Origin of the sequence: Paracoccus sp. NSM (genome assembly GCF_052379855.1) — a bacterium.
Classification (GTDB): Bacteria; Pseudomonadota; Alphaproteobacteria; order Rhodobacterales; family Rhodobacteraceae; genus Paracoccus.
In genome coordinates this window covers 221,732-247,482 of record NZ_JBQTCG010000003.1, presented here as the reverse complement: position 1 = coordinate 247,482, position 25,751 = coordinate 221,732, and the positions used below count along the sequence as shown (strand labels likewise).

At 66.5% G+C, this 25,751-nt stretch carries 22 protein-coding genes and 2 tRNA genes; 8 read left to right on the top strand and 16 right to left on the bottom strand.

Translation table 11 applies throughout. The features are described 5' to 3' along the window. Window positions 1–6: 6 nt before the first annotated feature. The 7 genes from ACTZWU_RS07180 to ACTZWU_RS07150 form a co-directional block, all read right to left on the bottom strand. On the bottom strand, window positions 7–972 hold the full coding sequence (locus ACTZWU_RS07180; protein ID WP_444736676.1) for a hypothetical protein: 966 nt from the start codon (window positions 970–972) through the stop codon (window positions 7–9). 27 nt (window positions 973–999) lie between these two features. After that, window positions 1,000–3,243: a pyridoxal phosphate-dependent decarboxylase family protein gene (locus tag ACTZWU_RS07175; protein WP_444736675.1), complete on the bottom strand. Its 2,244-nt coding sequence runs from the start codon at window positions 3,241–3,243 to the stop codon at window positions 1,000–1,002. Window positions 3,244–3,311: 68 nt separating this feature from the next. Further along, window positions 3,312–4,925 (bottom strand): FGGY-family carbohydrate kinase, encoded by a 1,614-nt coding sequence (locus tag ACTZWU_RS07170; RefSeq protein ID WP_444736674.1) that lies wholly within the window; start codon window positions 4,923–4,925, stop codon window positions 3,312–3,314. Continuing rightward, entirely contained in the window at window positions 4,925–5,650 is a 726-nt protein-coding gene (locus ACTZWU_RS07165; RefSeq protein WP_444736673.1) for an SDR family oxidoreductase, read from the bottom strand. Before ACTZWU_RS07165 ends, ACTZWU_RS07170 begins: the two co-directional genes overlap by 1 nt. Window positions 5,651–5,663: 13 nt before the next feature. Further along, a complete protein-coding gene (locus ACTZWU_RS07160; protein WP_444736672.1) occupies window positions 5,664–6,425 on the bottom strand; it encodes an SDR family NAD(P)-dependent oxidoreductase in 762 nt (253 codons plus the stop codon). Window positions 6,426–6,427: 2 nt separating this feature from the next. Further along, window positions 6,428–6,976 (bottom strand): SIS domain-containing protein, encoded by a 549-nt coding sequence (locus ACTZWU_RS07155; RefSeq protein WP_444736671.1) that lies wholly within the window; start codon window positions 6,974–6,976, stop codon window positions 6,428–6,430. A 3-nt stretch (window positions 6,977–6,979) separates the two neighbouring features. Further along, window positions 6,980–8,017 carry an NAD(P)-dependent alcohol dehydrogenase gene (locus ACTZWU_RS07150; RefSeq protein ID WP_444736670.1) on the bottom strand — a complete coding sequence of 346 codons (1,038 nt, stop codon included), beginning with the start codon at window positions 8,015–8,017 and terminating at the stop codon, window positions 6,980–6,982. 151 nt (window positions 8,018–8,168) lie between these two features. Between ACTZWU_RS07150 and xylB the strand changes: the two genes are divergently transcribed. Continuing rightward, entirely contained in the window at window positions 8,169–9,599 is a 1,431-nt protein-coding gene (xylB, locus tag ACTZWU_RS07145; RefSeq protein ID WP_444736669.1) for a xylulokinase, read from the top strand. Here the strand turns inward: xylB and ACTZWU_RS07140 are convergent. From ACTZWU_RS07140 to ACTZWU_RS07125, 4 genes are read right to left on the bottom strand one after another with little or no spacing between them, the layout of a single operon-like run. Beyond that, window positions 9,584–10,561 (bottom strand): sugar-binding transcriptional regulator, encoded by a 978-nt coding sequence (locus ACTZWU_RS07140; RefSeq protein ID WP_444736668.1) that lies wholly within the window; start codon window positions 10,559–10,561, stop codon window positions 9,584–9,586. The two genes, xylB and ACTZWU_RS07140, sit on opposite strands and share 16 nt — an antisense overlap. An 11-nt stretch (window positions 10,562–10,572) precedes the next feature. Continuing rightward, entirely contained in the window at window positions 10,573–11,394 is an 822-nt protein-coding gene (locus ACTZWU_RS07135) for a carbohydrate ABC transporter permease (protein ID WP_444736667.1), read from the bottom strand. Between the two features lies 1 nt (window position 11,395). Beyond that, on the bottom strand, window positions 11,396–12,259 hold the full coding sequence (locus ACTZWU_RS07130) for a carbohydrate ABC transporter permease (protein ID WP_444736666.1): 864 nt from the start codon (window positions 12,257–12,259) through the stop codon (window positions 11,396–11,398). Window positions 12,260–12,315: 56 nt separating this feature from the next. Next, window positions 12,316–13,650, bottom strand: a complete 1,335-nt coding sequence (locus ACTZWU_RS07125; protein WP_444736665.1) for an ABC transporter substrate-binding protein — start codon at window positions 13,648–13,650, stop codon at window positions 12,316–12,318. Between the two features lie 161 nt (window positions 13,651–13,811). Between ACTZWU_RS07125 and ACTZWU_RS07120 the strand changes: the two genes are divergently transcribed. Beyond that, window positions 13,812–14,837 (top strand): ABC transporter ATP-binding protein, encoded by a 1,026-nt coding sequence (locus ACTZWU_RS07120; protein ID WP_444736664.1) that lies wholly within the window; start codon window positions 13,812–13,814, stop codon window positions 14,835–14,837. A gap of 15 nt (window positions 14,838–14,852) precedes the next feature. Beyond that, window positions 14,853–15,551, top strand: a complete 699-nt coding sequence (locus ACTZWU_RS07115) for an HAD family hydrolase (protein ID WP_444736663.1) — start codon at window positions 14,853–14,855, stop codon at window positions 15,549–15,551. A 4-nt stretch (window positions 15,552–15,555) separates the two neighbouring features. Here ACTZWU_RS07115 and ACTZWU_RS07110 read toward each other — a convergent pair whose 3' ends face one another. The 5 genes from ACTZWU_RS07110 to ACTZWU_RS07090 form a co-directional block, all read right to left on the bottom strand. Then, entirely contained in the window at window positions 15,556–15,867 is a 312-nt protein-coding gene (locus ACTZWU_RS07110) for a P-II family nitrogen regulator (RefSeq protein ID WP_444736662.1), read from the bottom strand. Between the two features lie 4 nt (window positions 15,868–15,871). Beyond that, the gene (locus tag ACTZWU_RS07105) at window positions 15,872–16,876 is read right to left on the bottom strand and encodes a sodium-dependent bicarbonate transport family permease (RefSeq protein ID WP_444736661.1); all 1,005 of its coding nucleotides are present in this window, start codon (window positions 16,874–16,876) and stop codon (window positions 15,872–15,874) included. A 126-nt stretch (window positions 16,877–17,002) separates the two neighbouring features. Beyond that, window positions 17,003–17,077, bottom strand: a tRNA-Val gene (locus ACTZWU_RS07100). 450 nt (window positions 17,078–17,527) lie between these two features. After that, on the bottom strand, window positions 17,528–19,945 hold the full coding sequence (lon, locus tag ACTZWU_RS07095) for an endopeptidase La (protein ID WP_444736660.1): 2,418 nt from the start codon (window positions 19,943–19,945) through the stop codon (window positions 17,528–17,530). Window positions 19,946–20,124: 179 nt separating this feature from the next. Further along, window positions 20,125–21,492 (bottom strand): ATP-binding protein, encoded by a 1,368-nt coding sequence (locus ACTZWU_RS07090; RefSeq protein WP_444736659.1) that lies wholly within the window; start codon window positions 21,490–21,492, stop codon window positions 20,125–20,127. 34 nt (window positions 21,493–21,526) lie between these two features. On the opposite strand from ACTZWU_RS07090, the gene ACTZWU_RS07085 reads away from it, so the two are divergent. From ACTZWU_RS07085 to ACTZWU_RS07065, 5 genes are all read left to right on the top strand, one after another. Next, a complete protein-coding gene (locus ACTZWU_RS07085; RefSeq protein ID WP_444736658.1) occupies window positions 21,527–22,390 on the top strand; it encodes an MBL fold metallo-hydrolase in 864 nt (287 codons plus the stop codon). Window positions 22,391–22,448: 58 nt separating this feature from the next. Continuing rightward, window positions 22,449–22,523, top strand: a tRNA-Asn gene (locus ACTZWU_RS07080). A 1,050-nt stretch (window positions 22,524–23,573) separates the two neighbouring features. Beyond that, complete coding sequence (locus tag ACTZWU_RS07075) at window positions 23,574–24,134, top strand: sigma-70 family RNA polymerase sigma factor (RefSeq protein WP_444736657.1); 561 nt, start codon at window positions 23,574–23,576, stop codon at window positions 24,132–24,134. Further along, complete coding sequence (locus ACTZWU_RS07070) at window positions 24,127–24,480, top strand: hypothetical protein (protein ID WP_444736656.1); 354 nt, start codon at window positions 24,127–24,129, stop codon at window positions 24,478–24,480. Before ACTZWU_RS07075 ends, ACTZWU_RS07070 begins: the two co-directional genes overlap by 8 nt. Before the next feature lie 134 nt (window positions 24,481–24,614). Then, window positions 24,615–25,637: a Hint domain-containing protein gene (locus tag ACTZWU_RS07065; RefSeq protein WP_444736655.1), complete on the top strand. Its 1,023-nt coding sequence runs from the start codon at window positions 24,615–24,617 to the stop codon at window positions 25,635–25,637. Window positions 25,638–25,751: the final 114 nt, after the last annotated feature.

The following is a 25,751-nucleotide window of genomic DNA, read 5'->3' as shown; positions in this document are numbered from 1 at the left end:
GCCTTGTCAGGCGTCGTCCTTCAGGATCATCGATTTGGGGGTGCGGCTGACCTCGAGGCTGACCTGATCGGGGCGCAGCGCGTCCGGGCTGCTGAGGACCGCGCTGCCGAACAGGAAGCTGGGTCCGGGCATCACGGTCAGCGCGGGCTGGATGCCGCGATAAAGCAGGGTCAGCGGCTTGTCGGGCGTGATCGGATTGGTGCGCGGCAGGCATTGCCGGTGGTCGTGGTGATGGCGCAGCCGGATCGAGGGCGCGGAAAAGACCATCCCCGCCTCAAGCGCGGCATCGTCCAGCCCCTCGGGGCGTTCGCGCAGGCTCAGCACATGGTCGTAATCGGGGCCGAAGGACAGGGTCTGGAACGGGCCCGAATGCAGGCGCGCGGTCTGCAGGTTGGTCAGATGCGCCTCGTCGCCCTTGCCCCACATCAGATAGGTCGCGAATTCCGGCTGGATCAGGTGATGCGCGAAGGGGCGGAACATGACGATCCGGCCGACCTCGACCGTGAAGTCGGTCAGCAGAGGGCGCACGCGGTCGCGGCTCCAGGGGTAGAAGTGGGGGTCTTCCTCGGCGCGGTGGGAAAAGGGCGGCAGGCCCTGGAAGATCTGGGCGCGATAGGACCGGCGGCGCCCGCTGGCCAGTTCGGGAATGGTGAACAGATCGCTTTCATCGTTCGACAGGACAAACCAGTCGCCGGGATGGTGGCGGCGGTGGCGATCCAGCTCGGCCGCGATGGCGGGGGGCAGGATCACCTCGAAGATCAGCTGATACTTGTGTTCCTCCATGTAGAACTGGGTCATGTGGACGGCAAAGACCGTCTTGTGACCGACCAGCGTCATGGCGTGCTGATGGGGGTGGTTCGCCATGCGCGGTGCCATCATCAGGTCGCGCGTCATCGCGTCGTGGCCGTGCCCGCCATGGCCTGCGTGGTCGGGGCCATGCGGGGCGTCGTCGTGGTGGCAATCATGGTCCATCTTGGGGTCCCTTTCCCGTAAGGCCCGTCAGGCCGGGGCGATGCCGTGGCGCGCCATCACCGCCTGCGCGGCGGCGCTGGCCGTGTCCGACAGCGCGTCGCGCAGGCTGCGCAGCACCTGCCCGCCGCCCGCCTGAGACAGCCACGGGTTCTGCGTGGTCGAAATCAGAAAGCCCATCGGCAGGCCGTCTTGCGGATCGCACCCCGCGCGGCGGCAGAAATCGCTGACCAGCGCCTGCCCGTAATGCGCCGGGTCGAATTCCGAGGCGGTCACGAACATCGGCTGCGTCGGCACCGAGCCTCCGTTGAAGGATTGCAGGCTGAGGCGGCGATAGATCAGGTCGTTCATCTCGTTCATCAGGGACGGATCGCGGTTCGGACCCTCGGCCGAGACGAAATTGAACGCATAGGCGGTGATCGTCAGGTCCGGCCCCAGATCGCGGAACAGCGCGAAAAGGTCGTCATCGTCGCGCAGCGCCTCGATCAGATCTGCATCATGCAGGGGCAGGATGTCCTGCCGGATGCGGGCGCGCTGGTCCTCGATCTCGCGCGCGGTGGCGCCCGGTTGGGCCTCGGCGGGCAGGCGCTGAAAGGGGGTGACGGTGAAATCCGGCCCTTCCAGACAGACCAGCATCGCGTAGAAGCGTTTCGCGTTGAACAGGCAGCGCGCCAGCAGATCGCCATAGCCCGAACGGTCGGGGCGGATCACCCGATGCGACAGATAGACCGAGGCCGCCGCCGCGCCGGGCTTGGACCCCTCGATCCCGTAGACGCCGACGGTCGGGTCGATGCCGCCGTGAAAGACGACCGGCGCCTTGAACGAGACCAGATCGCGCATCGCGCCGTTGCGATAGCAGAGCGCCCCCGCCGGATAGGGGACAAAGCCCGATTTGTGCGGATCGACGGTGATCGAATCGGCCCGTGCCAGCGCCTTGAGCTGTCGCCGCACATGGGCCGAGGGCAGAAGGCCTGGCCGGTCCGGCCCCTCGCCCATGATCAGCGCGTGCCAGGCGCGGTCCTCGGGCGGGTGGTCGGGCTGGTGGTTCTTGTGCGGCGCCCTGAGGATCGAGGCGAAATAGCCGCCCCATGCGCCATCGGCATGGATGCTGAACTCCATCCCCAGGGCGCGGTATTCGTCGCGGATCGCAAGGATCTCGGCCAGCGGGTCCACGGCGCTTTCCTCGGTCGAACCCGTGACGGCGGTGACCTGCATCACCGGCTGGCGGGCATCGAGGCAGGCATCCAGCGTGGCGCGCAGGGCGACCATGTCCATCCGCCCCGCCCGATCGACCGGGATCGTGCGCAGCGCGTCGCGGCCCAGCCCGGTCAGCGACATCGCCTTGGGCCAGGAATAATGCGCGGTCGCCGGGGCCAGCAGGACCGGCGGGTCGATGCCGTCCAGATTCAGGCGATGAAAGGCGACAAGGCCCAATGCCTGCACCGAATGGCGGGCCAGCGCGGCCTCGATCGCGGCGGGCGCGATGCCTGCGACATGGGCCACGCGGGGGGCCAGGCCGATCACCTCGTCCAGAGGCAGGTTCATCAGCTGCCAGGGCGACAATTCCAGCAGCCGCGCCCGGTGGCCGTCGGTCAGGCGCAGCGTGACGTTGCGCGCAGGCGCCAGCGCGGCTTCGGCGCGGATCGCGGCGGCCATCGCGGCAGGGAAATACTTGAGGTTGCGCGAGGCCCAGACACTTTCGGCATTGGCCACGCTGCCGTCGCAGGTGATGTGCCCCCAGGGCCTTATCGCGCCCTCGGCCTGATCGCTGGCGGGCGGCAGGGCATAGCCCAGCATCCGGCACAGATCCTCGCCCACCTCGATCTCCAGCAGGGTGGTTGCGGGGCTGGCCTCGGCCGCGACGTTGTTCTGGTTATAGGGCAGGGCGGCAATATAGCCCAGCAGCGCGGGCAGGGTCTGGTCCCAATACATGTGCGACTGGTTGCGGTGGCTGGCCAGCGGGATCGAGCCGTGCAGCCAATGCGTCATCTCGTCCAGTCGGGCGGCGATGAAGGCCTCGGATCGTTCGGTGCGCGGGGTTTCGGCCTCGTCGCGGATGGCGGGATCGCCCGGCATGTAGGCGCGGCGGAAATCCATGTGCTGGCCAAGCGCCCGATGGACCAGCCGCATGAACAGGTCGCCATTCTCGGCCTTGGGACCGATGAACCATGTCTCGGGCGTGTGGTCGCCGGGATGGTCCAGGCTGAGGGCGCGTTGCTTGCGGACATCCGACAGCGCATTCAGCAATCTGCGGTTCTTATGGCGGCGCGCCATGCCTCTGCTCCGTTTCGCTGTCGAATGGCGACAGATTGTCGCCATAAGTCTGCGTTTTTCAAGCGCGATTACGTAGGGGCAGCCTCGGGCAGGCCACGAGCCACCCGGTCGGCCTGTTGCAGCAAGGCGAAGGCGCGGGCGCGGCGGTCGTGAAGCGCCGCGATCCGGCCCCCGGCGGGGTGAAAGCGCGCCCTTTCGCGCGACATGGCGGCCATCGCCTGCCCAAGCGTCGCGGCATGGCCCGAGGTAACCGCGCCCAGCATCGCGGCGCCCAGCAGGACGGGTTCGGGGCAATCCGTGTCCATGACCGGCAGGCCGCTGGCATCGGCCAGCAACTGCTTGACCGCGTCGCTGGCGCCCGCGCCGCCGCTGATCGCGATCAGACGCGGCGCGACGCCCCGGGCGGCCTGAACCTCGATGATCTGACGCAGTCCGTAGCCGATGCCGTAGAGCCCGGCCACGTAGAAGGCCAGCAGGTCGTCCTCGCCCCTGTCCATGCCCAGTCCGGACAGGACCGCCCCGGCATGGGGGTCGGCATGGGGCGCGCGGTTGCCCAGGAAATCGGGCACGACCATGCGGCTGCCCGCCAGATCCACCGCCTGGCTGACATCGGGGCAAAGCGCGGCCAGCCGCGACAGCAGGTGATCCTGGACCGAGGCGCCCCCGGTGCGGATGCCCGCGCTGGCGGGATGGGTGGCGATGATCTGGGCGATGGCCTCTCCGGCCGCCGACTGGCCGCCCTCGGACAGCCAGAGGCCGGGGATCATCGCGGAATGATAGGGCCCCCAGACGCCCGGCACGAAATGCGGACGCGGCGACGAGGCCATCGTGCAGGCCGAGGTGCCGAAGACATAGGCCATCACGGCCTCGGGGCCCGCATCGCGCGCCGCCCCCACGGTGCCCACGCCGCCCGCATGGGCGTCGATCAACCCCGCGCCCACCGGCGTGCCGGGCCGCAGACCCATCGCCTGCGCGGCCTCGGGGGTCAGGCCCGCGCCAAGTGGCGTGCCGGGGTCCACGATCTTCTGGCCGATGCGCGCGAAATCCTCATCGGCCAGCACGCCCAGCCCGATCTGGTCGAAGTAACTGGAATCCCATCGCCGCTCATGCGCCAGGTAGGTCCATTTGCACGTCACCGTGCAGGCCGACCGCGCCAGACTGCCCGTCGCGGCCCAGGTCAGGAAATCGGCCAGATCAAGGAATTGCCCGGCGCGGGCGAAGGCCTCGGGCATCGTTTCGGCCAACCAAAGCAGCTTCGGCGTCTGCATCTCGGGCGAGATGCGGCCGCCGACGTAATCCAGCACCGGATGGCCCATCGCGTTGATCCGCTCGGCCTGATCGGTGGCGCGGTGATCCATCCAGACGATCACGTTGCGCGAAGGATCGCCCGAGGGGCCGATCGCCAGGGGCTGCATGGCGCGGTCCAGCACGACCAGCGAACAGGCCGCGTCAAAGCCCAGACCGGCGACGCGCGCCGGGTCGGTCCCCGCCACGGCCTGCCGCACGCTGGCGCAGACGGCGGCCCAGATCGCGGCGCTGGATTGCTCGACGATGTCGCCGCCCTCGCGCCACATGGGAAAGGGGGTCTTGTGGCTGGCCAGCAGCCTGCCCGCCTGATCGAACAGGCCCGCCCGCGCGCTGCCCGTGCCGACATCGACGCCGATGAACAAAGGCCCGGTCATCACAGATCCACCGCGTTGGGCAGGATCACCAGATCGCGGATGACCACGTTGCGCGGCCGCGTCAGCATGAAGACGACGCAATCGGCGACCTCTTCGGGCTGCATCAGGCTGCCCTCGGCCAGGGCCTGATCCATCTTGGCCTTGGGCCAGTCATCCAGAAGCGCGGTCACCACCGGGCCGGGCAGCACCGCGCCCACCCTGACGCCATGCCCCGACATCTGCCGCCGCAGCGTATGGGTGAAGGCCTGGATCGCGTGTTTCGAGGCGGTATAGACCGGCTCCCACACCACCGGCACGACGCCTGCGATGGAACTGGTCAGGATCACGTCGCCCGAGCCTTGCGCCGCCATATGCGGCAGCACCGCCCGGATCGTGCGGAAGGCTGCATTGATGTTGAGATTCAGCATCCGGTCCCAGGCATCGGGATCGCCGGTCAGCACCTCGCCGCCGACATAGGCGCCGGCATTGGCGTGGAACACGTCCAGTCGCCCGGTCGCGGCCAGAATCTGCGGCAGCATCGCCTCGACGCTGGCGGGATCGGTCACATCCGTCACCACGCCATGCGCGCCCGGACCCAGTTCGTCGCAAAGCGCCGCCAGCCTGTCGCCCGCCCGGTCGATCAGCGCGACCTCGGCCCCCGCCGCAAGGCAGGCCCGCGCGCAGGCCAGCCCGATCCCCGAGGCCGCCCCGGTGATGGCGACCGTCTTTCCGCCCAGTGCGTTCATCTTTCCCCCCGTTCTAGATGCTGGAATAGCCGCCCTCGATCATCATCACGGCGCCGTTCACCAGATCGGACGCCTCTGACGCCAGATACAGTGCCATGTCCGCGATCTCGACCGGCTGGCCGAAGCGGCCAAGCGGCGTGCGCGCGATGAAAGGGTCGCGGCGTTCGGGCGCGGACCAGAGCGCCTCGCCCATCTCGGTCAGCACGACCGTCGGGCAGATCGCGTTGACCTGAACGTTATGGGGCGCGGCCTCGGTCATCAGCGATTTCGTCAGCGCGTTCAGTCCGCCCTTGGACGCGGCATAGGCCGCATGATTGGGCAGGGCGATCACGCCCGTCTGGCTTGAGATGTTGATGATCTTGCCCATCCGCCGTTCCATCATGCCGGGCAGGACCGCCTGCGACAGGATGAAGGGCGCGGTCAGGTTCACGGCCAGCGTGCGCTGCCAATCGGCCGGGTCATAGCCGATGACCGGCCCGGTCAGCGCGATGCCCGCGCTGTTGACCAGAATGTCGATCCGCCCCGTGGCCAGCGCCCGCCGCGCCACGCCCGCCGCGTCATCGGCCAGATCGCCCGTCACCAGATCGCAGGCCCGGTCCGCCTGGCGGATGGTCTTTGACAGATCGTCCAAACGGGCGGCGTCGCGGCCATGCGCCACGATATCGGCGCCCGCATCGGCAAAGACCTCGGCTATGGCGCGCCCGATCCCCGAGGATGCGCCGGTGATCAGCGCGCGCCTTCCGGTCAGGCTGAAGCGTCGGGTCCAGTCGGGCATGGTCACTCCAGGTTCGTGTGGCGGGCGCGCATGGCCTCGGGGGTGACGCCAAGGCGGTCGCGCAGGTCCAGAACCAGCAGTTCCGAGAAGAGCAGCATCAGCACCTCGTAAAGCGAGCCCATCGGCAGGATCGAACCCGCGCCCGCATCGTCGGCCATCGTCTGCGCGGGCAGATGCACGACCAGATCGGCGGCTTGCGGCACCGCGCCCTGCGCCTGCGCGGTCAGGCAGGCGACCTGCGCCCCTGCCTCGCGGGCCGTGGCCACCAGCGAGGCCACCGTGCCGAAATGCCCCGGCCCCGCGCTGACCAGCAGCAGGTCCCCGGGCCCAAGCGGCGGCACGGTCATGTCGCCCACGACATGCGCGTCCAGCCCCAGATGGAACAGCCGCATGGCCAGCGCGCGCATCATCAGCCCCTCGCGCCCGACGCCGTGGCAGGCGATGCGGCCAGCCCCGGTCAGCGCCTGCGACAGGGGCGCGATCCGGGCCAGCACCTCGGGCGCGAGGCCGGGGCGCAATTCGTCCAGCAGGCGGTCGGCAAGCGCGGTCATGGCCTAGTCCATCGTGATCTGGATCTTGACGTCGGTCGGGCGCGCCTCGACCGCGCGGTCAAAGGCGGCGACGGCGTCGTCAAAGGGATAGGTCGCGGTGATCAGCCGCTTGAGGTCGATCCGCCCCGAGCCGATCACCTGAATGGCGCGGTCATACATGTTGGCGTAGCGGAACACGGTCTCCATCCGGATCTCCTTGGACTGGGCCAGGACCAGATCGAAAGGCACCGGATCGACGGGCATGCCAACCCAGACGACGCAGCCCGCAGGGGCCACGGCGCGCAAGGCGGTCTGGATCGCCGGGGCCGCGCCCGCGCATTCAAAGACGACATCCGCGCCCCAGCCGCCGGTCGCATCCGCCACCACCTGCGCGGGGTCGTCGCGGCCTGCGTCGATGGCCGTGATCCCGTCGAACCCGCCGGCGATGGCCAGCTTGTCGGCCACCAGATCGCTGACAAAGACCCGCGCGCAGCCCCCTGCAAGCGCCGCCAGCGCGGTCATCACGCCGATCGGCCCGGCCCCTGTGACCAGCGCCACGTCGCCCGGCCTGATCCGCGCGCGGGCGGCGGCCTGCATGCCGATGGCGAAGGGCTCGACCATCGCGCCCTCGGCCAGCGAGACATGGTCGGGCAGGCGATAGGTGAAGGCGGCGGGGTGGATCACGACGGGCGTCAGGCAGCCATGGATCGGCGGCGTCGCCCAGAACCGGACCGAGGGATCGACATTGTAGACCCCCAGCTTCGACGCTTTCGAGGTCGTGTCGGGGATGCCCGGCTCCATGCAGACCCGGTCGCCCACGGCAAGGCCCGTCACGCCCTCGCCCAGTGCGGTGACGATCCCCGCGGCCTCGTGGCCCAGAACCATCGGAGCCTCGACCACGAAGGGGCCGATCCGGCCATGCGTGTAGTAATGCACGTCGCTGCCGCAGATGCCCACGACCTTGACCGCGATGGCGACCTCGCCGGGGCCGGGCGTGTCGGGCAGGGCGATTTCGCGCAGGGACAGGCGGTTTCGTTCCTCAAGCACCAAAGCGCGCGCCATATTCGACCTCTTGTTCCGGGGCGATCCCGGCTAGACTGTCCGGGACGCAGACCTTAGGGGCCGTTGCCCCTTTGGCCGACGTTACATAAGCACTGACAGGTTTACAAATGTATTCTTGGGGTGCATCAAGGCCAAAACGCGAGGAGGCGTCATGTATCTGGGAATCGACCTTGGCACGTCCGGGGCCAAAGTGCTGGTCATCGACGACGCCCAGGAGATGCAGGCCGAGGCCACGGCCCGCGTCCCCGATCTGGCGCGGTCGGCGCCCCTTTCGGAACAGGACCCGGCCGCCTGGATCGCGGCGGTCGAAGAGGCGCTGGGCCAGATCGCCGGGGATCATCCCGGCCTGCTGGCGCAGGTGCGCGGCGTCGGTCTGTCGGGGCATATGCATGGCGCGGTGCTGCTGGATGCCGACGACCGGGTGCTGCGGCCCTGCATCATGTGGAATGACGGCCGGTCCTCGCGCGAATGCAGCGAATTGTCAGAGGCCGCCGATTTCGAGGGGATCGGCGGCAATCTGGTCATGGCGGGCTTCACCGCGCCCAAGCTGGCCTGGGTCGCCCGGCACGAGCCGGAGATCTTCGCCCGCACCGCGCGGGTGCTGCTGCCAAAGGATTACCTGCGCCTGTGGCTGACGGGCGAACACGTGGCCGAGATGTCGGACGCGGCGGGGACGCTGTGGCTGGACGTGGCCGCCCGGCGCTGGTCGCCCGAATTGCTGCACGCGACCGGCCTGACCGAGGCGCAGATGCCGCGCCTTGTCGAAGGCACCGAGGTCAGCGGCACCCTGCGGCCCGAGATCTGCGCGCGATGGGGCTTTGCCCCCGGCACGGTGGTGGCGGGGGGCGCGGGCGACAATGCCGCCGCCGCCTGCGGGATGGGCATGGTCGAGGACGGGGCCTTTCTGTCGCTTGGCACGTCGGGCGTGGTCTTTGCGCCGAGCGACCAGTTCCGCCCCAACACGCGGCAGGGGGTCCACGCCTTCTGCCATGCCGTGCCGGGGCGCTGGCACCAGATGGGCGTGATCCTGGCGGCAGCCAGCTGTCTGGACTGGCTGGCGGGGATCCTGGGGCGCCCGGTCCCCGAGATGCTGGCCCTGGCCGAAGGGCATGAGGGGCCGTCGCCGGTGCGCTTCCTGCCCTATCTGACCGGCGTCCGGACGCCGCATAACGACCCCACCGCACAGGCCAGCCTGCACGGCATGACCAGCCGCACCGGCGCGCCCGATCTGGTTCTGGCCGTGCTGGAGGGCGTGGGCTTCGCGCTGGCCGATTGCCTTGACGCGCTGCGCGAGGGCGGCACCACCATCACCGAGGCCTATGCGGTCGGCGGGGGCTCTCGGTCGCAGCATTGGTTGCAGATCATCGCGGATATCTGCGGCATCACGCTGCTGATCCCGGAACGCGGCGAATACGGCGCGGCCTTCGGCGCTGCGCGGCTGGGGCAGGCGGCGGTTCTGGGTTACGACCCCGCGCGGTTCGGCAAGCCCGCTGTCAGCCGCCGCGTCTCGCCCGATGCGGCGCGCCACGAAGCCTATGCCACGGCCCATGCCGAATGGCGGGCGCTTTACCGGCGGGGCTGATCCTCGGCCAGAAGGGCGGTCGCGGTGTTCTCGTCCGTGACCAGCGTATTGACGATGCCCGCGCGCAGGGCGGCGCGGATGATCGGCACCTTGTGCGCGCCCCCCGCGGCCAGAATCACGTTCGGCACCTGCCGCAGGTCGTCCAGCGTCAGCCCGATCAGGCGGTTGTTCAGGTCATGCGCGACAGGGTTGCCGTCGGCGTCGAGGATGTTGCCGATGATGTCGCCCACCCCGCCAAGCGCGACCAGTTCTTCGGCCGTCACGTCGCGGGGCAGGGCATCCCTCACCAGAAGCGAGCGTGTCAGGTCGCCCGTGGCCAGCGCCATCGCCTGACAGCCCCGGATCTTGTCCAGCGCCTGCGCGATCACGTCCTGTTCCATGAAGACGCGGCGGCTGGCCGCGCTGCCCGCATAGATCGGCGCCAGAAAGAAGGAATGCTGCGCGTTGCAAAGATCGGCCAGCCGGGTGGTGATCTCGTAGCCGTTCACGTCCGATCCGCGCGCGATCCCGCCCATCACGGAAACGATTTCCAGATCGGGGCGGTTGACCGGCTGCATGAAGCGGGTGGCCAGGTTCAGCGTGTTGCCCCAGGACATGCCGAACCGCGTCACCGCGCGGTCGGCCAGCAACTGGCCCAGATGCCCGCCCAGACCCGCGCTGACCAGCGTCGTCACCGCGCCCGCCCGTTCCGGGCTGGGCACCACGACCGCGCGGCGCAGCGACCAGCGGTCCGCGACCTGCCATTCCAGCGCGGCCGAGGCCGCATAGACGCTGTCGATGCTGACCCGCAGGATGCCGCGCGCGCGCAGATCGGCCAGCCCCTTGTTCACGCGCAGCCGGGTCAGGCCGAAGCGGGCGGCGGCCTCGGCCTGGGTCAGGCCCTCAATCTCGCAGGCATAGGCCAGACGAACCAGCAGTTGTTCTTCCTCGTCGATCTGCTCGATCTTGATCTGGCGTGACATCGACCCTCTCGTTACTTGACTGCGCCCATCGTCAACCCGCGCACAAGCTGTTTAGAGGCGATCAGCGCAAAGATCAGCACCGGAATGACGATCAGCGTCGATGTGGCCATGATCTTGCCATAGGGCAGGTTGTAGCCCTCCATGAAGGACACGGCCATGGCGGGGGCGGTGCGGGCCTCGGACCGGGTCAGGATCAGGCCGAACATCAGTTCGTTCCACGAGAAGATGAACGAGAAGATCGACGACACGGCGACGCCGGGCATGGCCAGAGGCAGGCAGATCTTGCGCATGATGGTGAACTGGGACGCGCCCTCCATCCGGGCGGCCTCGTCCAGGTCATAGGGGATGCCGCGGAACTGGTCGGTCACGATCCAGATGACGATGGGCAGGTTGAAGGTCAGGTAGATCAGGATCAGCGTGATGTGCTTGTCCAGCATCCCGAATTGCCGCGCGATCAGAAAGAAGGGCAGCGCCAGAACGATGGGCGAGACCATGCGGTTGGTGATGAACCAGAACCACAGGTCCTTTTTGCCGCGAAACTCGAACCGGGCCAGCGCAAAGGCCGCAGGCACGCCCAGCACCACCGCCAGCGCCGTGGTCGAGACCGCGATGATCAGCGAGTTCAGCAGCGTGCGCCAAACGCCGTCCACGAACAAAGCCTGCCGGTAATTGTCCAGCGTGGGGGTGAAGACCCAGGCGGGCGGCGATTGCATCGCCACGACCTGCGTCTTCAGCGATGTCGTGACCATCCAGTAGAAGGGAAAGACGCAGACCAGGATGATGAGGCCCAGCAGCGCCAGTTCGACGGCCAGGGAACGGCGGGTCCGGTTCATCCTAGACCTCCTTGTAGAAGAAGCGGATATAAAGCCGCGCCAGAACGATGGTGATGATCAGCAGGATCACGGCCTGCGCCGAGGCCAGCCCCTGATCGAAAACCCGGAACCCCACCCGCTGGATCAGCAGCGAGATCATCTCGGTCGAGTTTCCCGGACCGCCGCGTGTCAGGGTGAACACCATGTCGAACAGCTTCAGCGTGTCGGCGGTGCGCAGGATCAGCACCGCCACAAGGCCCGGCATCAGGAAGGGCAGCTGCACATGGCGCAGGATCGTCCACCAATTGCTGGTCTCAAGCCGCGCGGCCTCTTCGACCTCGCCGGGGACCATGGTCAGCCCGGCCAGAAGGACCAGCGCGACAAAGGGCGTCCATTGCCAGACATCCCAGAACACGATCATCACGAAGGCATTGGTCGAATTGCCGATCCAGTTGATGTTCTGGCCCAGAAGCTGGTTCACCACGCCGAATTGCTGGTTGAACATGACCTGCCCCAGAAGGCCCACCACCGCATAGGTCGTGGCCATCGGCAGGACCAGCCCCAGACGGGTCAGCGTCTTGACCAGCGTCAGGCCCGGCCGGTGCAGCACCAGCGCGATCCCCAGGCCAAGCGCAAGCTGCAAGGGCAGCGAGGTCGCCAGCAGGAAGAAGGTCCGCCCCATCGCCTGCCAGAAGGCCGCGTCGGTCAGGACCGTCTGGTAATTCTCCAGCCCGATGAAGCGGACCTGACGCAGCTTGGTCAGGTTGTAGAAATGCAGCGAGGTCCAGACCGCATAGATCAGCGGCGCGATCCCGATCACGGCAAGCGCGATCACCGAAGGCCCGATGAAGGCCAGAATTGTCTTTCGCGATACCTGCCCGCGCATGGGCCGTCCCCCCTTGGTCGAAAGGCGGGGGCGCCGGAACGCCCCCGCCCGATGCGTTACTGCGCCAGAGGCTTGTCGCCGCTGTAATAGCCCGCGCGTTCCAGCACGGCCTCCATCCGGGTGCCGATCTCGCGGGCGCCGTCCTCGATCGAGACTTCGCCCATCATCATGCGAGTGCCGAATTCCTGAACGATCTCGGTGATTTCGGGCCATTCGGCAAAGCGCGGACGGAATTCGGGAACGCCTTCCTGCCAGCTTTCGACAAGGGCCGGGATGAACTTGAACTGCTCGGCCAGGGCCGGGTCGGCATAGGCCGACTGACGGGCGGGGACGCCGCCGCGTTCCAGATATTCACCCGCATTGGCGGCCGAGGTCGCCCATTGGATGAACAGATAGGCCGCCGCTTGTTCGGCCTCGTCTGCCTGCGACGCCACCGCCAGCGAGAAGCCGCCAAGCGCGGGCTTGCGCCCTGCGGGCCCTGCGGGTTCCGGCGCGACGGCCACGCAATCGGCCACGCGCGAGGTCGCGGGATCGACCATCGTGGTATAGAATGACGACCATTCCGTGATCATCGCCACATCGCCCTGCGAGAAGGCGTTGACGGTTTCCGCGTGGTCCCAGGCCACGATGCCGTCGGGCATGTAGGCCATCAGGTCCTGACGGAATTGCAGCCCTGCCTGGCTTTCGGGCGACAGCAGGTTCGACCGGAAATCGGCATCCAGGAACGACCCGCCGAAGGGCCACAGCATCCGTGCGAAGCTGTCGGCCGATTGCGTCTCGTTGCGCTTGGATTGCAGGGCGAACGCGTATTTGCCGTCCTTGGTCAAAGCGGGGCCGTAGACGTCCATCAGCTCTTGCCAGGTTTCGGGCGGGCCGTCGAAGCCGGCCTCTTCCAGCATGCAGCGGTTGTAGAACAGCAGGCCCGAGTAGTTGTCGAAGGGCAGGCCATAGATCGTGTCGTTCCAGCCGCCGAAGGCGTTCAGCACCAGCGGGAAGAAATCGTCCATGTCCAGCGCCGGATCGACGATGTCGGGGAACCTGGCCTGCACCTCCTCGAGCGGCAGGATCCATTCGTTCTCGGCGAAGTTGCCGATCCAGACCAGGTCGATCAGCGCGATGTCCAGATCGCCCCCGGCCACGAAGTCGCGCACCTGTTCGCCAAGCGCGTTCTCATAGGGGTGGTCGGTGATGTTGACCTTGATCCCGGTCTCTTCTTCGAAGGCGGGCAGCATGGCCTTGATGGCGTCATAGCCGGGCCGCGTCAGGAAGACGACATCGACGGTCGTCCCGGCATAGGGGGCGGCGGCCTCCTTCAGGCTCCATTCCGCCATCGCGCCGGTTGCCGTCGTGGCCGCCAGCGCCGTGGTGCAGATCAGTGTCCGTAGTTTCATGGTGTTTCCCCTCCCTGCGATGAAAGAAGTCGGTTGACATTCTTTTGTCTCGGTAGTCATACAAATGTATGGAAGCGTGGCAAAGTCAACCGAAATCTTGACGAGGCCGCGCAGGATCGGGCAGGGCGGCGCCCGGCGGGAACATCAAGGGGGGACGGGCGATGGCTTCGGTGAAGCTGCGGAATATCAACAAGTTCTACGGCGCGACCCAAGCGCTGTTCGACGTGTCTCTGGATGTCGAGGATGGCAGCTTCGTGGTCTTCGTGGGGCCTTCGGGCTGCGGCAAGTCCACCCTCTTGCGGTCCATCGCGGGGCTTGAAGGGATCGATTCCGGCCAGATCCTGATCGGTGACCGAGACGTGACGCAGGCCGCGCCCGCCGACCGGGGCGTGTCGATGGTGTTTCAGTCCTACGCGCTTTATCCGCACATGACTGTCCGGCAGAACATGGAATTCGGCATGAAGGTCAATGGCGTGGACGCCGCCGAACGCGCCCGCCGCGTGGAACGCGCCGCTGCGATCCTGCAACTGGGCGACTACCTCGACCGCAAGCCAGGCCAATTGTCGGGCGGCCAGCGCCAGCGCGTCGCCATCGGCCGGTCCATCGTGAAAAGCCCCGAGGTCTTTCTGTTCGACGAGCCCCTGTCGAACCTGGACGCCAAGCTGCGCGTGCAGATGCGCGTCGAGCTTGAGGCGCTGCATGGCCAGCTTGGCGCGACGATGATCTACGTCACCCATGACCAGGTCGAGGCGATGACCATGGCCGACCAGATCGTCGTTCTGAATGCCGGCCGGGTCGAACAGGTGGGCAGCCCGATGGACCTGTATCACCGCCCCGATTCGCGCTTCGTGGCGGAATTCATCGGCTCACCCGCGATGAACGTCTTTGAACGCGCGCTTGTGCCGGGCCTGCGCGGGCTGGCCCTGCGCCAGGATGCGGCGGCGATCGGCTGCCGTCCCGAACATCTGCTGATCGGCCCCGAGGGCAGCGGCCAGTTCGATGCGACGATCCGCGTCAAGGAACAGCTTGGCGGCGAGAGCCTGCTTTACGCCGTCGTCTCGGAGGCGCTGACCGTCGTGGTCCGCACCGATGGCGAGGACCAGACCGCGCCGGGCGACCGCGTGGGGATTGCCATTCCGCCCCATCGGCTGCACCAGTTCGACGCCGCCGGACGGGCGCTGCGCTGACGAAAGGAACCGCCCATGTCTCAGGACGCGACAGGCGCCGACACCCGTGCCATGACCCGATTGGTGATCTTCGATTTCGACGGGGTGGTCGTGGACAGTGAGCCCATCTCGCTTTCGACGCTGCGCGACACGCTGGCCCATTTCGGGCTGGACCTGACCATCGACGCGGTGCGCGCGCGGTTTCTGGGCAATTCGGTGCCGCGCATCGCGCAGGCGATCCGGGCCGAGACGGGCCGCGACCAGCCCGGTTTCGCGGCGCATTGGTATGACATGCTCTTTGCGCGGTTCCGGGCGGAATTGCGCGCCATGCCGGGCATCACCGAGCTTCTGGACGCGCTGGACCGGCGCGGTGTGGCCTATTGCATCGCCTCGGGCAGCGCGTATCAGCGGCTGGATGTCTCGCTAGAGGTGACGGGACTTGCGCCGCGCTTTGCGGGCCGGGTCTTCAGCGCCGATCTGGTCTTGCGCGGCAAGCCTGCCCCCGACCTGTTCCTGCTGGCGGCCGAGCGGATGGGGGTGGCGCCGGGCGAATGCTTGGTGGTCGAGGACGCGCCCGCCGGGATCGAGGCCGCGCGCGCCGCCGGAATGCGCGCCCTCGGCTTTGTCGGGGGCGGGCATCTGGCGGCGCTGGCACAGTCGCATGGGGTGCTGCTGACGGAGCGCGGCGCCGAGCGGGTGCTGACCGCTCTGGACGAGGTCACGGCCTCGCTTTGACGCCTCAGAAGCGCTCGGCGCGCAGGACCTCGCAATCGGTGACGCTGACCACGCCGATATGGCGGTCCAGCACGCCGAAGGCCGCGTCCAGCAGCGGTTCAAGCCGTTCGGGGCGGATGATGCAGACGACGTTGATCATGCCGCTGGCACGGCTGACCTGACCTTCGCGGCTCCAGCGGCCCGACCGGCCCGACCCGCCCAGAACCGGCAGGATGGTGAAGCCCGTCACGCCGACCTTTTCCAGCGATTCCGCCAGACGGCGTTCCATCACGGCCTCGATGGTGATTTCCACGCGTTTCGCCTTGTGGGTCTGCATCGTCTCAGCCTCCGAAGATTGCCTGGGCCACAGCCAGATAGATGGGGATTCCGATGGTCAGGTTGAACGGGAAGGTGATGCCCAAGGCCAGCGTCAGATAGACGGCCGGGTTCGCCTCGGGCAGGGCGACGCGCATGGCGGCCGGAACCGCGATATAGGACGCCGAGGCCGACAGCGTCATCATCAGCATGATGCCGCCAACCGACAGGCCCAGCAATCCGCCCGCCACCAGCCCGAGCGTGGCACCCGTCAGCGGCATCAGGATGCCGAAGGCCAGCAGGCCGGGCCGCAACAGGCCGCGCGTGTCGCGCAGCCCGCGCCCCGCGACAAGCCCCATGTCAAGAAGGAACAGGCACAGCACGCCCTGGAAGGGGGCGACGATGAAGGCCTCGATCCGGGCCAGCCCCTCTTGCCCGGTGATCGCGCCGATGGCGAAGGCGCCGATCAGCAGCACGATCGACCCGTTCAGCAGGATCTCGCGCAGCAATTCCGGGTCCATGCCGCTGCCCGATCCGCCCTGCGAACCGGTGCGGGGGTTGCCTGCGCGCGCGACCAGCCAGAGCGCGCTGAGGATGGCGGGGGCCTCCATCGCGGCGGCGACGGCGACCATGTAGCCCTCGAAGACCAGCCCCGAGGCGGTCAGGACGGAACTGGCCGCTACGAAGGTCACGATCGAGATCGAGCCGTAATGCGCCGCGACCGCAGCCGCGTCGATGACCGACAGCCCGGTCATCGTCCGCAAAAGGCCAAAGGCGATGAATGGCAGCACGAAGGACAGGACCAGACCCGCCAGCAATGACAGGATCAGCGTGGCGTCCACCCCATGCGCGGCAACGCTTGCACCGCCCTTGAAGCCGATGGCCAGCAGCAGATAAAGCGACATGCCCTTGGCCACGGCCTCGGGGACGCTGAGATCGGATCGCGCGAAGGCTGCGGCAAAGCCCAATGCGAAGAACAGGATGATCGGCGAGATGAGATTCTCTGCCGCAAGTGCCAGAATGCCGTCCATGATCCCTGCGCCTGTTGTTGCCCGCAGCCCCTGCGGGCCGCGGCGCTACCTTGCGCGAAACGGTTGGGCGATCAAGCCTTTCCTTGGGCGCGCGCGCCGCGCATCGGGCGCTTTTGAAAGGGTGGATGGTGGGTGATGAGGGATTTGAACCCCCGACATCTTCGATGTGAACGAAGCGCTCTACCACTGAGCTAATCACCCGGTGACGCGGCTTCTAGCGCCAGATGCGGAGGGTTGCAAGAGGTTGATCGCGCGGCCCGGACCACTCAGGGCGCGGGGCGGCGCGCGATGACCTCGCTGCCGCGCGCATCGGTTTCGGTGGCGATCCGAGCGCGGCCAAAGGGGGGGCGTCAGCGTCTGGCCTGCCGAAAGCACGACGCCGCGCTGCGCCACGGCCGCCCCGATCACTGGCAGGGCCTTGCCGCGGCCTGCGCCGGTCGGGGCCTGGACGCGTTCGACGAAATCGCGCTTGTGCATGACAAAGGCCATGCGCTGATTGGCGCGAGGGTCGGGCGCTTGGGTCATGACGATCCTCCACGGCGTGGTCGCCCGAAGCGTCGCGTTGCTGCCGCTGCCTTTTCCTGGATGGGGCTTGCCGCAACGAAAAGGGGCCGGGTTCGCACCCGGCCCCTGGATCCGAGGAATCTGGCGTCAATGCGCGACGGACTTGCCCTGCGCGTCACCCTGGTTACGGGCGGCCAGACGGGCGGCTTCGGCGGCCTCTTCGGCGGCCTCGTCCCATTCGACCGGTTCGGGCATCCGGACCAGCGCCTGTTTCAGCACCTCGCGGACATTGCTGACGGGGATGATGGTCAGCCCCTCTTTGACGTTGTCCGGGATCTCGGCCAGATCCTTTTCGTTGTCCTGCGGGATCAGCACCGTCTTGATGCCGCCGCGCAGCGCCGCCAGCAGCTTTTCCTTGAGCCCGCCGATGGCCAGCACATTGCCGCGCAAGGTGACCTCGCCGGTCATGGCGACATCTTTGCGGACCGGAATGCCGGTCATCACCGACACGACCGAAGTCACCATGGCGATGCCCGCCGAGGGCCCGTCCTTGGGCGTCGCGCCCTCGGGGACGTGGACGTGGATGTCGCGGCGGTCGAATTCCGGGGGCTTCACCCCGATTTCCGGCGCCACCGACCGGACGAAGCTGGAGGCCGCGTCGATCGATTCCTTCATCACGTCGCCCAGTTTCCCGGTCGTCTTCATCCGGCCCTTGCCGGGCAGGCGCAGCGCCTCGATCTGAAGAAGATCGCCCCCGACCGAAGTCCAGGCGAGGCCGGTCACGACGCCGACCTGATCCTCTTTCTCGGCAAGGCCGTAGCGGTGGCGGCGGACGCCCAGATATTCCTCGGCCTTTTCGGACGTCACCTCGACGGACTTGACGCGGCCCTTGAGGATCTCGGTCACGGCCTTGCGGGCCAGCTTGGCGATCTCGCGCTCCAGCGACCGCACGCCCGCCTCGCGGGTGTAATAGCGGATTACATGGGTCAGCGCCTCGTCGGTCACGCTGAATTCGCCCTTGCGCAGGCCGTTCGCGGCGATCTGCTTGGGCAGCAGGTGGCCCTTGGCGATCTCGCGCTTCTCATCCTCGGTGTAGCCCGACAGGCTGATGATCTCCATCCGGTCCAGCAGGGGGCCGGGCATGTTGTAGCTGTTGGCCGTGGTCACGAACATCACGTTCGACAGGTCGTATTCCACTTCCAGATAGTGGTCCACGAAGGTCGAGTTCTGTTCGGGATCAAGCACCTCGAGCATCGCCGAGGCCGGATCGCCGCGGAAATCCTGACCCATCTTATCGATTTCGTCGAGCAGGATCAGCGGGTTCGTGGTCTTGGCCTTCTTCAGCGCCTGGATGATCTTGCCGGGCATCGAGCCGATATAGGTCCGACGGTGGCCCCGGATCTCGGATTCGTCGCGCACGCCGCCAAGCGAGATGCGGATGAATTCGCGCCCCGTCGCCTTGGCGATCGAGCGGCCGAGCGAGGTCTTGCCGACGCCCGGAGGACCGACCAGCGTCAGGATCGGGCCTTTCAGCTTCTGGCTGCGCGCCTGCACGGCAAGATACTCGACGATGCGTTCCTTGACCTTTTCCAGCCCGAAATGGTCGGCATCCAGAATGGCCTCGGCGCGCGGCAGGTCCTTGCGGGTGCGCGACTTGATCCCCCAGGGCAGGGCCAGAAGCCAGTCCAGATAATTCCGGCTGACGGTGGCCTCGGCCGACATGGGCGACATGGATTTCAGCTTCTTCAGCTCGGATTCCGCCTTTTCGCGCGCCTCCTTGCTGAACTTGGTCTTGTTGATACGCTCTTCCAGTTCGGTCAGTTCGTTCTGGCCGTCCTCGCCATCGCCAAGCTCCTTCTGAATGGCCTTCATCTGCTCATTCAGGTAATATTCGCGCTGCGTCTTCTCCATCTGGGTCTTGACGCGGGATTTGATCTTCTTCTCGACCTGCAGGACCGACATCTCGCCCTGCATCAGGCCGTAGATCTTTTCCAGACGCTCGGCGATGTCGTCGGTTTCAAGAAGTTCCTGCTTGCGGTCCAGCGGCACGCCCAGATGGCCGGCCACCAGATCGGCCAGCTTGCCGGGTTCGCGCGCCTCGGACACGGCGGCCACGACCTCTTCGGGGATGTTCTTGCGGATCTTCACGTAGCGGTCGAATTCCTCGGCCACGGTGCGGATCAGCGCCTCGGACGCGGCCTCGTCGCCCGGCGATTCCTCAACCGGGTGCGCGATGGCCTCGAAATGGTCGTCATTGGGAACGAAGCCCGCAATGCGCACACGTTCGCGCCCCTCGACCAGCACCTTGACGGTGCCGTCGGGCAGTTTCAGCAATTGCAGCACATTGGCCAGAACGCCGGTCGTGTAGATGCCATCCTCGGACGGCTCGTCCACGGCGGCATCCTTCTGCGCGGCCAGCAGGATGGGGCTGTCGCTTTCCATCACCGCTTCCAGCGCCCGCACCGATTTTTCGCGGCCCACGAAAAGCGGGACGATCATGTGCGGAAACACCACGATGTCGCGCAGCGGCAGAACCGGGTAGGTCGCAGAGGTCAATTCGTTCATCATTCTTCCTTTCCTGCCCGAAGCCGTGGCCCCGTCATGGCGACGCACGGCCCCTGCGTCGAGCCAATCTAAGTCCGCGCCCGCTTTCGTTCAATATGACGCTTCGAATACACGCTATATCCCCCGGCGTCCCTGCGGCCCGTCTTTGCAGGCTTCGTGCCAGCCGGGGCGGGCCGCGATCAGCGCGGGATCACCAGTTCAGCGCGCAGTCCGCCAAGCCGGCCGCCGCGCCCCAGACGCAGCTGGCCGCCATGGGCGCGCGCCACGTCGGCCGCGATGGCAAGGCCCAGCCCCGCGCCCTGCTGCCGGTTGCGCCGCCGCGCCGGGTCCAGCCGCGTGAAGGGGCGCATCACCGCGTCCAGACTGTCCTCGGGGATGCCCGGCCCGTCATCCTCGACCCCGATGCGCAGGCTGCGCGGCCCGAGGGTTGCGTCCAGTTCCACGACCTTGCCGTAACGGGCGGCATTGCCGATCAGATTTTCCAGCGCGCGGCGCAGCATGTCGGCGCGAAAGACGGCGGCGCCGGATGCGTCGCCCTCGAACTGGATCAGGCGGGCGGGCTGGCCCGCGCGTTCGGCATCGGCCAGCACGCTGTCCAGAAAGCCCGCCACGGGGGTCAGGGCGGCGGGGCTGTCCTGCGCCTCGTCGCGGGCATAATCGAGAAAGCCGTCCACCATGCGGTTCATCTCGGAAATGTCGGCCTCCATCGCGGCGACATCCTCGGCATCGGGCGGCATCTCGGGCGAGATCATCGACAGGCTCAGCCGCAGCCGGGTCAGCGGCGTGCGCAGGTCATGGCTGATCCCCGACATCATCAGCTTGCGCTGTTCGTTCTGGCGTTCCAGCCGGTTGCGCATGTCCAAAAAGGCGGTGCCCGCGCTGCGCACCTCGACCGCGCCCGAGGGCCGATAGGGCACGACCCGCCCCTTGCCGTATTCCTCGGCGGCATGGGCCAGGCGGCGGATCGGGCGCAGCTGGTTACGCAGGAAGATCGTCGCGATCCCCGTCATCAGAAGCGAGGTGAAAACCATCAGCACCAGCAACTGATGCGGGTTCGACGCGCTGACGCGGCGCCGGTCGAAATCCAGCGCATAGGGGCCGTGCCGCCCCTGCAGCACGACCAGAACTCGCTTTTCGTCCGTGGCCAGATCGATCGCCTGCAGGCCCGGCACGCCCGCGCGCAGCATCTCGATCACCACCCGCCCCGAAAAGTCATAGGCCCGCCGCCGATCGCCTTGTCGCGGCGCGGCGGGCAGTTGCAGCGTCAGGCCAAGCGCCCCGGCGATGGCGCCGCCGATGATGCGCGCCTCATCTGGCGTGGCGGCGCTTTCGATCCGTTCGGCGACCACAACCAGTTCGCGCACCGTGCTTTCGGTCATCTGGCGCGTCACGCCCTCGAAATGGCGCTGCAAGAACATGACCGAGACGACCAGCGTGACCACGATCACCGGCAGGAACAGGATCAGCGCGGCGCGGGTATAAAGGCCACGCGGCACGAAGCCCGCGAACAGGCCGCCGAATACGCCATCCTCGCGCGGTTTGGTCATGGAAATCCCCCGAATGCGGCCCTAGGCTACCGCCATGCAGGCTGTTGCGAAAGACCTGAAGGTGGTGCTGGCGCCCAACCCCTCGGCCCTGACGGGACTGGGGACCAACACCTATCTGCTGGGCGAAGGCGCCCGGGTCGTGATCGATCCCGGCCCCGATGATCCCGCGCACCTGGAGGCCGTGGTTCAGGCCGCCGATGGCCGGATCGCGATGATCCTGGTGACCCACGCCCATCGCGACCACAGCGCGGGTGCCGCGCGCCTGTCGCGGCTCACCGGCGCGCCGGTGCTGGCCTTTGGCGGTGCGCTTCACGGACGCTCGGCCCGGATGCAGGCGCTGGCCGACCAATCCGTCGGCGGGGGCGAGGGGCTGGATCTGGATTTCACCCCCGACCGGCTGCTGTCCGACGGCGCCGTGATCGACAGCCCCGCCGGCCCGATCGAGGCACTGCACACGCCCGGCCATGCGGGCAGCCATCTGTGCTTTCGGTGGGGGAGGGCGATGTTCTGCGGCGATATCGTGCTGGGCTGGACCTCGACGCTAATTTCGCCGCCCGATGGCGATCTGTCGGACTATCTGCGCTCGATGGCGCGGATCGCGGGGGCAGGGGCCGAGATCCTCCATCCCGGCCACGGTGCCCCAATCACGGCGCCGGCCGCACGGGTCGCCGAACTGCTGGCCCATCGCCGCCTGAGAACCGCACAGATCCTGTCGGCCCTGCACGAAACTCCCGACTCTGCGGCCGGACTGGCGCGGCGTCTCTACGACGTGCCGCCTTCGCTTCTGCCCGCCGCCGAGCGCAATGTCCTGGCCCATCTGATCGCGCTTCACGACATCGGAGCCATTGATTGCCAAGGAGAAATTTCGTTCTCCTGCCGTTTCGCGCCGGCGCGGTGAAAAAAATGCGACAGCCCTCTGGACGCCGTCAGACCCGGTTGCTATACGGCCCCTGTGTTCCGGCGTAGCTCAGCGGTAGAGCAGTTGACTGTTAATCAATTGGTCGTAGGTTCGATCCCTACCGCCGGAGCCAATATCTCACTCATCAGTTAATATCATTAACGTTTCCCTTCGGGGGTCTGTTACTGTCAAACCGGGGTTGGGACACTGCTTCGGTGGTGAAAAGGGCTTCAGTCTCCCATTTGGAGCCCGAAGATGACTGTTTTTCCTCATCTCGCCCGCCGCGACGGCGTCTGATGCTGGCGACGCAAGATCCGATCGCTTCCACGTCTTTATGCGATCAAGGGTGTCTTTGCGCACTACTGATCGGGTTCGTGCGGCTATTTCGTCCCGTGTGTCAAGCGGGGAGAGTGGGCCGATCCTACCAAGAAAATCCACCTTCGCTCTCTTGGCCAAGAGGTATTGCGAGGAAATATTGAGAAATCGTCGGATCGTCAGTTGATATTGAATCCATAGCAAATTTTGATACTGATTGCCTGTCAAGTTAACGCCTCATGGGCACAATATTTTATATGGGCTAAAGCAATTTATCATTAACACGAGGCGGGGCTGCGATATATATTTTCTGAATTTCGGCTGGAAAATATGTGTGGCAATAAGCCGCACCCAGCATTTCGCAAGCCTCGCATCACGCGTGAAATTTGTGCATCCACCGCACCCTGCCCGCAGAAGGCGTGCGCGGGTGCGCGCCCGATCCTCGAAGCCATAAGTTTTCTGCGGTCGAAACCACTATCTGTCAATAGCTTGCATAAATCTGCGGAAGGGCGCGAAACTTTGGTCGCGTCGCGCCGTATTGATCCATGACAGGCCTTAAGCTGCGACCCGGCTCTGGGACGATCGAAGGACCTGTGCGGCGGCAAACATGGATGTAAAGGCGCCGGCAACGGTCGAGACAAGGAGGATCAACAGAAGCGTGCTACGGGTTTCCACGTCGAGGAAGAGCAAGGTGCCGCCCATCACGATCAACGGAACATGTGTTCCGATAAATACGATCAAAAGGATCTTTCCGAGCGGTCCCATACCCAAGCCTCCCCTTTGTTTATGACTGGATGAACAACCGAGTGTAGCGACTTCACAGATAAATCAAGCCAAATCATACTCAGCCGTGACAAATAGTCCGAAAATGACAGGTGCTGGCGAAAGTCAGAAACTCCTTGGCAATATTGCCAATGGATGCAGGAAAAGTTTTGCCTTGTTTTATGCTTCGAATGCGAATCTCGTATATGGTATCCTGATGCGGATGCTGCGGGATCGTCCCGAGGCCGAAGAGGTGATGCAGGAGGTTTTCGTCCGCGTCTGGACCAAAGCCGCGCGCTTTGACCCGGCGCTCGCTTCGGAGCGAACATGGCTTGTTGCGCTGACGCGCAACGCCGCAATCGACCGGTTGCGAAGCGGCAAACGCCGCCCGACCACGGAAGAGATCGACCCCGAGACGGTCTCGGACGCGCCTACCCCCGAGAATGCGACGCTCAGCGCGCAGATCGCATCGGGGCTCGATCAATGCCTGGCTCAGCTTGACCCCTCAAAGGCCAGCTATGTCCGGTTTGCCTATCTTGAAGGTTGGAGTTACGAAGAATTGGCCCGAGCAAGCGGCACCCCTGTGAACACGATGAAGACCTGGCTGCGGCGGTCGCTTCTGCGGCTGCGCGATTGCATGGCCGGGCTGGGGATACGTCATGAATGACCTCGACGATGACGGTTTAGCCGCCGCCGAATACGTGCTGGGGGTGGCCGACATGGCCGACCGCGCGGCCTTCGAGGCGCGGATGCGCGCCAGCCCAGCACTCAGGGCGCTGGTTGCCGAGTGGGAGACGCGGCTTGCCGGAATGAATGCCGCATTCTCTCCCATGCCCGCTCCGGACATGCTGCCTCTGATCGAGGCCCGGCTGTTCGGCGTGGCCACGCAAAAGACCATGAGACAGCGCGCTGCATCGCTGTTGAAAGCGCTGGCGCAGCCGCGCGTGGCCGTGCCTGTCGGCGTTGTCCTCGCGATCAAGGCCGCCGTGATCTGGCTGCTTTTCCTACGCTGAACAAGCGCTTAGGCAGCACGCTGACCAAGCGTGAAACTAGTTAAAATTTTCTGAAACATGTCTGGATCCGCTTCGTAGTCACCGGGGCATGGCGCTTGAGCGCCGTCGCCCCTCGTGTCTCCAGGAGTCGCCGCATGTCGCTTATCAGCAATGACGTTACAGTTCAGAACTACAATGGCTCGCTCGCTTCGGTTTCGCTTCTTTCGCCGGACAGTGCCAACCTTCTGTTGAATCGCTTTGGGGCGACGACAACGACCACCGTCACCGACAATAACAGCCAACTCATCGTGGGCGAAACCGTGACCCTGGGCGACGGCCGCACCGCGACGGTGCTTGGTTCCGGGACCGTGCAGCCGGGGGTGCGGCAGCTGGGCATCACCGTTCCCCTTGGAACCCGCGTCCCTGTCGTGGTCCTGCAATCGGGCAACCAGCTGATTTTCATGTATCCCGAGGGCGCGCCGAACATCCTTGGCACCGTCGCGCTGATCGTGTCGGTCAGCGAGGTGGACTATACCTTCCCCGGCGGCCCGATCTGCTTTGCCGCCGACACGCTGATCGAGACACTGCTGGGGCTTGTCCCCGCTGCAAGCCTGCAACCGGGCATGTCCGTTCTGACCCGCGACAACGGTTTTCAGGAAATCGTCTGGGTCGGCAGCCGCTATCTGTCCGGCAACCTGCTGCGTGCGGGCGAAAAGATGCGCCCGATCCTCATCCGCCAAGGTGCGCTTGGGCCGGACATGCCCTCGCGTGACATGATCGTCTCGCCGCAGCACCGCGTTCTGGTCAATTCGCGCATCATCCTGCGGCTTTTCGACGTGTCCGAGGCGTTGGTTGCCGCCAAGCATCTGGTCGGCCTGCCCGGGATCGAGGAAGCCCCGTGGGAGGCAGGCGTCACCTACACCCACTTCATGTGCGAAAAGCACGAGGTCGTTCTGTCGGAAGGCACCTTCACCGAGAGCCTCTATACCGGCCCCGAGGCGCTGAAGGCGGTCGGCTCGGAAGGCCGGGCCGAGATCCTGCGGATCTTCCCGACGCTGGCCGTGGACGGCAGGGCGACGGCTCCTGCTGCTGCCCGCAAGCTGCTGACGGGGCGCGAAGGGCGCGGTCTGGCGCATCGTCACGTCAAGAACGGCGTGATGCTGCAACAGGGCGCCTGAGCGCATCGCAAAGGTCATGGGGCGGTGCGCCGCCCCTGGCCGATGGGCGCGCCCGCCCCACAAAGCCCGCCACGTGTGCACTCACCGGCGGGCACGGGCCCGTTCCGCGTCGGA